Consider the following 10,192-nt stretch of genomic DNA (forward strand, 5'->3'; position numbering starts at 1 on the left):
TTTCCAGTCCTTCGTCATCCCAATCTGATCCCGGGGTGACAAAAGAAAGAACGCTTTCCTACATTATTCCGCTGTGCCAGCCTCACCGGCGGCTCTTTGTATCGTCGATCGTCACCTGCGCGCCGGCAATAGCCGGCCTCACCTCCAAAGCGACAAAGGAGGCAATATCGGTGCGCTCGGTCATATCCTTTGTCGCCTTAGGGCCACAAAAGCCACAAATCGAAGGCGCGTATGCGGGGCTTTTGTGGCTTTAGCCGCCGAGCTGCACCGTCCCGCCCCTGATCCAGCCCCAGCGGCACGGGCCCTGATATTCGCGCACGCTCGTCACCGACTTGCCGACCCCGCACATGTCGGGATCGGTGCCCGGTGCGGCAAAGACCACGCCGAACCAGGCGTCGTTCTCGGCCGCTTCGCACAGCGACACATTTGCGCCGCCGGCGAGCTTCGCCTTCACCGCACGCGTTTCGCCCGGCGCCCAATAGACATCGGTACCGCCCGCCTTGACGCGGCTGATGCTCGAACAGGCGGGCAGCGTCGCGCCTTCGGTGCCGATCATCACCGCGCGCGTCGCAATCGGTTCACCCGCGACGACGGGGGCGTTTTCGGTCGGCGGCGCCGGCTGGCTGCACGCGGCGAGCGAAAGGGCGAGGATGGCGGCGAGGGGGGAAGCGATACCTTGTTTCATACCTCTGAAACTAGCCGCCGCAGCGCCCCCGCGCAACGCTCGTCACGACAGGACCGAGAGCCGCATTTTCGCTTGGGTTTTACCGCCTTCGACCCTATATAATCGATATGACGGACACCCCAGAAAATACGGCGCCGGTCGCGCCCGCCAATCAGCCCAACACCAATGCCTATGGCGCCGATTCGATCAAGGTTCTCAAGGGCCTCGACGCGGTGCGAAAACGCCCGGGCATGTATATCGGCGATACCGACGACGGGTCGGGCCTGCACCACATGGTGTTCGAAGTCAGCGACAATGCGATCGACGAGGCGCTCGCGGGACATTGCGACCTCGTCCTGATCACGCTCAACAGCGACGGGTCGGTCAGCGTCGAGGACAATGGCCGCGGTATCCCGACGGGCATCCATGCCGAGGAAGGCATTTCGGCGGCCGAGGTCATCATGACCCAGCTCCACGCCGGCGGGAAGTTCGAGAACACCAGCGACGACAACGCCTACAAGGTGTCGGGCGGCCTGCACGGCGTCGGCGTCTCGGTCGTCAACGCGCTTTCGGAATGGCTCGAACTCACGATCTGGCGCGACGGCGAAGAGCATTGGATGCGCTTCGAACATGGCGATTCGGTCGCGCCGCTCAAGGTCAACGGGCCCGCGCCGGCGGGCAAGAAGGGCACGCGCGTGACCTTCATGGCGTCGACCGAGACCTTCAAGAATGTCACAGAGTTCGATTTCGAGAAGCTCGAGCACCGCTACCGCGAACTCGCGTTCCTCAACTCGGGCGTGCGCATCAAGCTCGTCGATGCGCGCCACGCCGAGCACGAGAGCCATGACCTTTTCTACGAAGGCGGCATTGCGGCGTTCGTCAAATATCTTGACCGCAACAAGAATGCGCTGCTGCCCGATCCGATCGCGATCAGCAGCGAGCGCGACGGCATCGGCATCGACGTCGCATTGGAGTGGAACGACAGCTATTACGAAAACGTCCTCTGCTTCACGAACAATATCCCGCAGCGCGACGGCGGCACGCACCTCGCCGCCTTCCGCGCCGCGCTGACGCGCACCTTGAACGGCTACGGCGAAAAGTCGGGGATGCTGAAGAAGGAAAAGGTCTCGCTGACCGGCGAGGACATGCGCGAAGGGCTGACCGCGATCGTCTCGGTCAAGCTGCCCGACCCGAAGTTCAGTTCGCAGACGAAGGACAAGCTCGTTTCATCCGAAGTACGCCAGCCGCTCGAAAGCCTGATGGCCGACCGGATGACCGAATGGCTCGAGGAAAACCCCGCTTATGCCAAGGCGGTGATCCAGAAGGTCATCGACGCCGCCGCCGCACGCGAAGCGGCGAAGAAGGCGCGCGAGCTGACGCGGCGCAAGGGCGCGATGGATATCGCAAGCCTGCCCGGCAAGCTCGCCGACTGCCAGGAACGCGACCCCGCCAAATGTGAACTCTTCCTCGTCGAGGGTGACTCGGCGGGCGGATCGGCGAAGCAGGGACGCGACCGGCATGTGCAGGCGATCCTGCCGCTGAAAGGCAAGATTTTGAACGTCGAGCGCGCGCGTTTCGACCGCATCATTTCGTCGAAGGAAGTCGGGACGCTGATCCAGGCGCTCGGCACCGGAATCCGCGACGAATTCAACCTCGATAAGCTGCGCTACCACAAGATCGTGATCATGACCGACGCCGACGTCGACGGCGCGCATATCCGCACGCTCCTGCTCACCTTCTTCTATCGCCAGATGCCCGAGATTATCGAAGGCGGCCATCTCTACATCGCCCAGCCGCCGCTCTACAAAGTCGCGAAGGGGCGGAGCGAGGTCTATCTCAAGGACGACACCGCGCTCGAAAATTATCTCGTCGACGCCGGCATCGACGCGCTGCTGCTCGAAACGGCAGGCGGAGCGCGGTCGGGACAGGATCTGCGCGGGCTGATCGATCATGGCCGGCGCCTGCGCGCGCTGATGCGCTATGTGCCGCGCAGCCTCGATCACGGACTGGTCGAAGCGCTCGCGCTCACCGGCGCGCTCGATCCCGATCTCGACACCGCGGGACGTCACAGCGCCGCCGCGACCACCGCGACCTGGCTCAACGCCGCCGAGCGCGCGCTCACCGGCGGGGCCGAAGCCGTATGGACCGTCGAAGCGGTCGAAGGCGGCGGCTATACCCTCGAACGCCGCTGGCGCGGGGTCAGCGACCATCATGCGATCGACGCGGGCTTCCTCGCCAGCCAGGAAGCGCGCCGCATGCACAAGCTCGCCGCCGAACAGGCCGACACCTATGCCCGCCCCGGCCGGCTGGTGAAGGCGACCGGGGCGACGGTCGAAGTCGAGGCCGAAATCGTCGATGGCGAGGAGAGCGACGTTCCCGCTGCCACGAACGCGAAGGCCAACCCGGTCACCCGGCCGTCCGAACTGCTCGAGGCGATTTTCGCGCACAGCCGCAAGGGTCTCGCGATCAGCCGCTACAAGGGGCTGGGCGAAATGAACGCCGAACAGCTTTGGGAGACGACGCTCGATCCGTCGAACCGTTCGCTGCTGCGCGTCGAGGCCGAACAGGCCGACGTCGCACACGAAATCTTCGAAAGGCTGATGGGCGACGAGGTCGAGCCGCGGCGCGATTTCATTCAGACGAACGCGCTGTCGGTGGCAAATCTGGACGTATAGGTTCAGTCATTGTTCCGTTAAAACGGACAAGATCGCACATCCGAACGCAAAATCGCTTCGATCCAACGCGCGGCGGCTTGTTTCGACAGGCCGCCGATGCTTTTGGCGCCTCCTCTGACAAGGGGATGATGTCATGCGGGCCTTTTCAGCCATGCTGATACCGCTTCTGCTGACGGTTTCGGCCGCTGCGCAAGAAGTCGAAGCCACGGAAAATCCGATCGCCGGGATCGCTCAGCAAGCCGACAGCGAAATCGAAATCGACGGTGGAATGGCGAGCTATTATGGCAACGAGCTTGCCGGCAATCGCACCGCGAGCGGCGAACGTTTCGACCCCGGCCAGTTGACCGCCGCGCATCGATCGCTCCCTTTCGGCAGCATGGTACGCGTTACCAACACGTCCAACGGCGACAGCGTCGTCGTCCGCATCAACGACCGCGGACCCTTTTCGCGCGGCCGGGTGATCGATGTCAGCCAGGCGGCAGCGCGCGAAATCGGCATGCACCGGAGCGGTACCGCGCGCGTGAAGCTGGCGCTGCTGAGCGACGACTAGGCCGCACCGCTTTCCGGCCCCCGAAGCTCTCGATCGAGCATCCGTAGAAATTCGCCCGTTCGGCCGCCGCCCCGGGGCGGTCCGGGATAGCGGCACAATATTTCGATGACCGCGGGATTGGTGCCGCGCGCGATGCCTTCGACAAAATCACGCCCCGCAACCGGGTCATCGCCAGCCGCCAGTTCGGATGCGCGCGCGGCGTGGGCGGCCGCGCCAAGAATATGACGGACCTGCATCAAATGCGCTAGGGGGTGCAGAAAGGCGGCCGCCGGAGCGCACATCGCCGCCCTTGCCGCCTCGCTCGCCGCCCGGTCGTCCGCCTCTTGCGCCGCCTTATGTGCAGCCCAGGCGGCATCGCGGAGCGCCTTCACACGCGCGCCTCCCCGCGCGAAGGCCCTTGCCGCGGCAATGGCCTCGCGCGGCCGCGGATCTAGCGCGCAGGACCGTTCGAAAATCGCGATCACTTTCTCCGCGCTGTCGGCGGCATAGGCCGCAACCTCGCGGAGGTCCGGCAGGTCGAGAGCGATTTCGGCGGTCATGCAGGTCAGTCGAACACTGACCAGCCTGCGGCATAGGCGAAATGTTCGAGCGCGACGGCGCCGGCGAGCGACGTTCCCGCATCGTTGAGCGCGGGCGACCAGACGGCAATCGCCCCCTGCCCCGGCGCGATGCAGAGAATGCCGCCGCCGACCCCGCTCTTGCCAGGCAGGCCAACGCGGAAGGCAAATTCGCCCGAATTGTCGTAGTGGCCGCAAAGCATCATGATCGCATTGATGCGCCGCGCACGGTGCGGTTCGATCAATTGTTCTCCGGTGAGCGGGTCGCGCCCCTCCATCGCGAGGAAAAGGCCGGCGCGGGCGAGTTGGCGGCAACTCATCGCGATTGCGCATTGGTGGAAATAGACGCCGACCACCGTTTCGACCGGATGCGCGAGATTACCGAAGGCATCCATGAAATGCGCGAGACTGCGGTTGCGTGCGCCGGTTTCAGCCTCGGACGAAGCAACGTCGAAATCGATTCCGACGCTGCCATCGCCCGCACGGGCACGCATGAACTCGACGATCTCGTCGATGGTCGCGTCGCCGCTGCGCCCGTCGATCAGCCGGTCGGTGGTGGCGATCGCGCCCGCATTGATCAGCGGGTTGCGCGGGATTCCCTGCTCGCTTTCGAGCTGGACGATCGAGTTGAACGCGCTGCCCGACGGCTCGCGCCCTACGCTGTCCCACAGCGAACTGCCGACGCGGCGGAGTGCGAGTGCGAGCGTGAAGACCTTCGACACCGACTGGATCGAGAAAGGCTCGTCGGCGTCACCCGCGCTGTGGACGGTGCCATCGGGCAGTGCGAGCGCGAAGCCGAGCTTGCCGGGATCGACGCTTGCCAACGCCGGGATATAATCCGCAACGCAGCCTTTTCCGAGGTGCGCGGCGGCGAGCTTCATCGCATCGTCGATATGGCTTCGCAGGTCGTCGGTCATCTCGCCCGGGTAATGCAGAAACGCCGCCGACTGAAGCGATTTGCCGTCTTTCCGGTATTTGTTTTCAATTTTCAGAAATATTCTACATAAGAGAAATCAAATGAACGACTCGGGAGACGATACATGGCCGACCATCCGCGTTCCAAGGGACTTTCGAGCGCCGTCTGCTACAAGGACGCCAAGGCGGCGTTCCGCTGGCTCGAGGATGCCTTCGGGTTCGAGCCGACCTTCGTGCTGCTCGATGCCGACGGCAATCTCGCGCACAGCGAAATGGAATATGGCAATTCGTCGATCATGATCGGCAACGAATGGTCCGATGACCATCGCAGCCCGGCGAACCTCGGTGGCAAGAATACGCAGACGGTGCATGTCCAACTGGGCCGGGGCGAGGATATCGATGCGCATTGCGAAAAGGCGCGCGCCGCGGGCGCTGTCATCATCGCCGAGCCCGAGACGCAATTTTACGGCGACCGCAGCTATCGCGCGAAGGATCCCGAGGGGCATATCTGGACCTTTGGCGTGACAGTCGAGGAGAAGACCTCGGACGAGTGGGACGCCGAGGGCGGCTTTACGACCAAGACACGGCTCGACGATTGAGCGCCGCGCTCGACCGGATGCTGGGCGCGCTCGCCGATCCGAAACGGCGGCGCGCGATCGAACTGCTGGGCGAGCGGCCGCGCAGCGCGGGCGAGCTGGCCGTCGAACTCGGCCTCGCGCCGCCCGCGATGAGCCGACATTTGCGCGCACTGAAGGAAGGCGGGCTGGTCGAGGACGGGCATCCGGCGTTCGACGCGCGGGTGCGCATCTATCAATTGAAGGACGGCGCGACAGTCGAACTCAAGCAATGGCTCGCCGAAACCGAAGCACTTTGGATGCACCAGCTGGCGGCGTTCAAGCGCCATGTCGAGGACGGCGAATGAGCGCGGCGGTGATCGTCGCGCTGCGCGTCGCGGTGCCGCCCGAGGTCGCGTTCACCGCCTTCACGCGCGACATCGGCATCTGGTGGAAAAGCCATCCGCTGTTCCAGCTCTCGCGCACCGGGGACGGGGTGCTGCGCTTCGATCCCGAAGGCCCGGGCGGGCGGCTGGTCACGCGCTTCGACGATGGCAAGGAGTGGGAGATCGGCGCAGTGCGCCATTGGCTACCCGGCGAACGGCTGGCGTTCGGATGGCGGCCACCGAGCTTCGGCGACGATCAGGCGACCGAAGTCGATGTCCGTTTCGAGGCGGTCGGCGATGAGACGCGCGTGACGGTCGAACATCGCGGCTGGGATGCGATCCCGCAGAAACATGTCGCGCGGCACGGTTTCGAACTGATGCTGTTCCAGCATCGGCTGGGCGAGTTTTGGCGAGGGTTGCTCAGGGGTATGAGAGAGGGACTTTAGCGAGGCTTCCGCTTTGGCGCGGGCGGCTTCCGGTCGAAAGTCGCCTTCGCACCATTTGCAGACATCCGACGGCCCGCTAGTTTCACCCGATGACAGATGCCGCCGAAGTGATCGTGAACGACCGGATGCAGCAAGGCTATCGCTATATGCGTACGGTCCCGATGGGCGAGGCATTCGATCCCGCTTTCACCCCCGAGCTGACCCCGGCGGAGATGCTCGGCCTCGGCGTCTTCTGCGGCAAATATATGACCGACTGCACCGCCGAATTCCCCGCAAGCTGGTTCGACGATGCCAAGCTCGCGCCCGATCGCCCCGACTGCGATCTCAACTATTTCGGCGTTCGCGCCAGCGTTCCGCTCGGCGTCTGGGTGGCGAAAGGGTGGATCCATCCCGACGATCCGCGCGGCTGGTTCCAATGGTATTGCCGCTATTATTCGGGGCGGCGGATGCCTGGCGAGGATCGCCGCCAGATCGCGCGCTGGCGCGCGTTCCGGCGCCACGCCGCGCAAGTGCGCAAACATTGCGAACCCGGCGACCCCTTTTGCCGGCCAAAGCAGAGGCAGGCGCTCCTCCAATGGGCCTATGACAGCCGGAACATCTGACCCGCTCCGGAGTGGATTCCCCTTTGTCGCGGCCCGCACTATATCGGCACCGCACAGCAGGAGTTTCCGCCGCATGCCGATCATGGCCGCCCGCGTCTATCATGACGGCAAGCTCGTCCGCGACCTTGGCGCCGACGAGGCGATCCCCGAGGATTGCGACGACGGCGATTTCTTCTGGCTTGGCCTTTACGAACCGACCCCGGGTGAACTCGCAGGTATCGCCAGGCGTTTCGGGCTCCACCCGCTCGCGGTCGAGGACGCGCTGAAGGCGAACCAGTTGCCCAAGGTCGAAGCCTATGGCGACCAGCTGTTCGTGATCACGCGCACCGCCAATCTCGACGCCGACACGATCCATCCGGGCGAAACTGCCTTCTTCCTCGGCCCGCATTTCTTCGTCAGCGTGCGCCACGGATCGGCGCGCACGCACACCGACATTCGCGCCCGGCTCGAAAGCTTGCCCGCGAAGCTCGCGCACGGACCCGACTATGTCCTTTATGCCGTGCTCGACTTCATCGTCGACGGCTATTTTCCCGTGATCGACGCGATCGAGGACCGGATGCTCGCGGTCGAGGACAGCGTGATGGACACGCCGCTCGACGCTGCCGAAATCCGCCACCTATATTCGCAGCGGCACGAGATCATCCGCTTCCAGCGCCTCGTCGGGATGATGAAGGAGGTTGCCGGGCGCCTCGCGACCGAGGACGACCTGCCCAACATCGACCCTGCGGTGCGCCCCTTCTTTCGCGACATCTGGGATCATGTCCAGCGCGCCGAATTCCGCCTTGCCGGGCTCCGCGACATCGCCGCATCGGTGATCGAGACCAACGGCATGCTCGAACAGCAAAGACAGGGCGTGATTACCCGCCAGCTCGCCGCCTGGGCCGCTATCCTTGCGGTGCCGACCGCGATCGCTGGCATTTACGGCATGAATTTCAAGTTCATGCCCGAACTCGACTGGCAGCTGGGTTACCCCCTCGCGCTCGCGCTGATTTTCGGCGGTTCGGGGCTCGTCTTCTGGCGCTTCAAGCACATCGGCTGGCTGTGAACCTTGCCGCGGCGGCGCGATTGCCGTAGGAAGCAAGCCACAACGTCTAACGGAGTATGCAGGATCATGGATCGCAACTGAACACAGCCTAACCCGCTTTGCCTTCAGGAAAGTCCATCGTCATGCCTTCGATTACCGTTTCCAACCTCGGCTGGTCCACGCCCGACGGCCGCGCCGTCCTTTCGGACCTCGACCTCCAGTTCCAACCCGAACGCACCGGCATCGTCGGCCGCAACGGTGTCGGCAAATCGACGCTACTGCGCCTGCTGACCGGCGAACTGGCGCCCGCCACCGGCCATATCGCGATCGACGGCAGCACCGCGATATTGCGCCAGACGGTGCAGGTCGGTGCCGACGAGATGGTCGCCGACCTCTTCGATGCCCGCGCCGCGCTCGCGCTGCTCCGCAAGGCCGAAGCGGGCGAAGCGAGCATCGATGAGATTGCCGACGCCGACTGGACGCTCGAAGCGCGGATCGAAGAAGCGCTCGCCGGCGTCGGCCTGTCCGTGCCCGCCGAAACCCCGCTCGCGGCGCTCTCGGGCGGCCAGCGCACCCGCGCCGCGCTCGCCGGCGCGATGTTCGCCGCGCCCGACTTTCTCCTGCTCGACGAGCCGACCAACAACCTCGATCGCGAAGGCCGGCAGGCGGTGCGCGACCTGCTCGCGCGCTGGCGCGGCGGCGCGATCGTCGTCAGCCACGACCGCGAACTGCTCGAGGAAATGGACGCGGTCGTCGAACTCACCACGCTTGGCGGCGCGCGTTACGGCGGTGGCTGGAGTGCGTATCGCGCGCGCAAGGATATCGAAGCGGCGGCGGCGGAAGCCGAACTGGCCGGCGCCGAGAAACGGGCGGACGCCGCGCGGCGGCAGGCGCAGGCAGCGACCGAAAAGCAGGACCGGCGGGACTCGCGCGGGCGCGCCAAGGCGGCGCGCGGCGACATGCCCAAAATCCTCATCGGCGGCCTCAAACGCCGCGCCGAGGAAACCCGCGCCGCGGGCAGCCGCCTCGCCGAGCGCCAGCGCAGCGAGGCCGACGAACAGCTCTCCGCCGCGCGCGCGCGGATCGAAATCGTCGACCCGCTGTCGGTCGGCCTGCCCTCGACCGGGCTGCCGTCTTCGCGCGTCGTGCTCCAGCTCGACCATGTCACGGCGGGTTATGTCGATGGCCGCCCCGTCATCCGCGACCTCTCGCTCACCGTCACGGGGCCGGAGCGCATCGCGATCGCCGGCCCCAACGGGTCGGGCAAATCGACCCTGCTTGCGCTCGTCGCCGGAACGCTCGCGCCATGGGACGGCGCGGTGCGTGTCGCCGTGCCCTTTGCGCTGTTCGACCAGCGCGTCAGCCTGCTCGACCCCGCACTGTCGATTGCCGACAATTTCCTCGCGCTCAATCCGGGGACGACGAACAACCAGTGCCGCGCCGCGCTCGCGCGCTTCCGCTTTCGCGCCGATGCCGCCGACCGCATCGCCGGCACGTTGAGCGGCGGCCAGATGCTCCGCGCCGGGCTCGCCTGCGTCCTCGGCGCGCCAACCCCACCTCAATTGCTGATCCTCGACGAGCCCGGCAACCATCTCGACATCGATTCGCTGACCGCGGTCGAAACCGGGCTCGCCGTCTACGACGGCGCGCTGCTCGTCGTCAGCCACGACACGGCATTCCTCGATGCGATCGGGATCACGCGGACAATCGAATTGGGCCGCATTGCGAACGACGGCCCCTAGGCGGCCACATCCGCGCATTTTCGTGTCGACCCGCCATCTTTCGGCACGCGCTAACCCTCTTTTAACCGGCTAACTCC

General features: G+C 65.3%; 11 protein-coding genes. 8 read left to right on the top strand and 3 right to left on the bottom strand.

The annotated features are described in order from the left end of the window. Nucleotides 1–250: 250 nt before the first annotated feature. Nucleotides 251–685, bottom strand: a complete 435-nt coding sequence (locus tag VGD20_RS05005; protein WP_331133393.1) for a hypothetical protein — start codon at nt 683–685, stop codon at nt 251–253. 107 nt (nt 686–792) lie between these two features. Between VGD20_RS05005 and gyrB the strand changes: the two genes are divergently transcribed. Together gyrB and VGD20_RS05015 are read left to right on the top strand one after the other, a co-directional pair. Further along, on the top strand, nt 793–3,339 hold the full coding sequence (gene gyrB / locus VGD20_RS05010; protein ID WP_331133394.1) for a DNA topoisomerase (ATP-hydrolyzing) subunit B: 2,547 nt from the start codon (nt 793–795) through the stop codon (nt 3,337–3,339). Between the two features lie 151 nt (nt 3,340–3,490). Next, nucleotides 3,491–3,889, top strand: a complete 399-nt coding sequence (locus VGD20_RS05015; protein WP_331133395.1) for a septal ring lytic transglycosylase RlpA family protein — start codon at nt 3,491–3,493, stop codon at nt 3,887–3,889. On the opposite strand, the gene VGD20_RS05020 is transcribed toward VGD20_RS05015, so the two are convergent. Together VGD20_RS05020 and VGD20_RS05025 are read right to left on the bottom strand one after the other, a co-directional pair. Then, a complete protein-coding gene (locus VGD20_RS05020) occupies nt 3,886–4,428 on the bottom strand; it encodes a putative immunity protein (protein WP_331133396.1) in 543 nt (180 codons plus the stop codon). The two genes, VGD20_RS05015 and VGD20_RS05020, sit on opposite strands and share 4 nt — an antisense overlap. 5 nt (nt 4,429–4,433) lie before the next feature. Beyond that, on the bottom strand, nt 4,434–5,363 hold the full coding sequence (locus tag VGD20_RS05025; protein WP_331133397.1) for a glutaminase: 930 nt from the start codon (nt 5,361–5,363) through the stop codon (nt 4,434–4,436). A 123-nt stretch (nt 5,364–5,486) separates the two neighbouring features. Here VGD20_RS05025 and VGD20_RS05030 point away from each other — a divergent pair, with 123 nt between their 5' ends. The 6 genes from VGD20_RS05030 to VGD20_RS05055 all read left to right on the top strand — a co-directional run bounded on the left by VGD20_RS05030 (nt 5,487) and on the right by VGD20_RS05055 (nt 10,115). Then, nucleotides 5,487–5,960 (top strand): VOC family protein, encoded by a 474-nt coding sequence (locus VGD20_RS05030; RefSeq protein ID WP_331133398.1) that lies wholly within the window; start codon nt 5,487–5,489, stop codon nt 5,958–5,960. After that, nucleotides 5,957–6,283 (top strand): metalloregulator ArsR/SmtB family transcription factor, encoded by a 327-nt coding sequence (locus VGD20_RS05035; RefSeq protein ID WP_331133399.1) that lies wholly within the window; start codon nt 5,957–5,959, stop codon nt 6,281–6,283. Before VGD20_RS05030 ends, VGD20_RS05035 begins: the two co-directional genes overlap by 4 nt. Then, nucleotides 6,280–6,747, top strand: a complete 468-nt coding sequence (locus tag VGD20_RS05040) for an SRPBCC domain-containing protein (RefSeq protein WP_331133400.1) — start codon at nt 6,280–6,282, stop codon at nt 6,745–6,747. Before VGD20_RS05035 ends, VGD20_RS05040 begins: the two co-directional genes overlap by 4 nt. An 89-nt stretch (nt 6,748–6,836) precedes the next feature. After that, nucleotides 6,837–7,349 (top strand): hypothetical protein, encoded by a 513-nt coding sequence (locus tag VGD20_RS05045; RefSeq protein ID WP_331133401.1) that lies wholly within the window; start codon nt 6,837–6,839, stop codon nt 7,347–7,349. 73 nt (nt 7,350–7,422) lie between these two features. After that, nucleotides 7,423–8,394: a magnesium and cobalt transport protein CorA gene (locus VGD20_RS05050; protein ID WP_331133402.1), complete on the top strand. Its 972-nt coding sequence runs from the start codon at nt 7,423–7,425 to the stop codon at nt 8,392–8,394. 122 nt (nt 8,395–8,516) lie between these two features. Continuing rightward, complete coding sequence (locus VGD20_RS05055; protein ID WP_331133403.1) at nt 8,517–10,115, top strand: ABC-F family ATP-binding cassette domain-containing protein; 1,599 nt, start codon at nt 8,517–8,519, stop codon at nt 10,113–10,115. Nucleotides 10,116–10,192 lie beyond the last annotated feature (77 nt).

It is taken from the genome of Sphingopyxis sp. (genome assembly GCF_036402335.1).
In the GTDB taxonomy this organism is placed as follows: Bacteria; Pseudomonadota; Alphaproteobacteria; order Sphingomonadales; family Sphingomonadaceae; genus Sphingopyxis.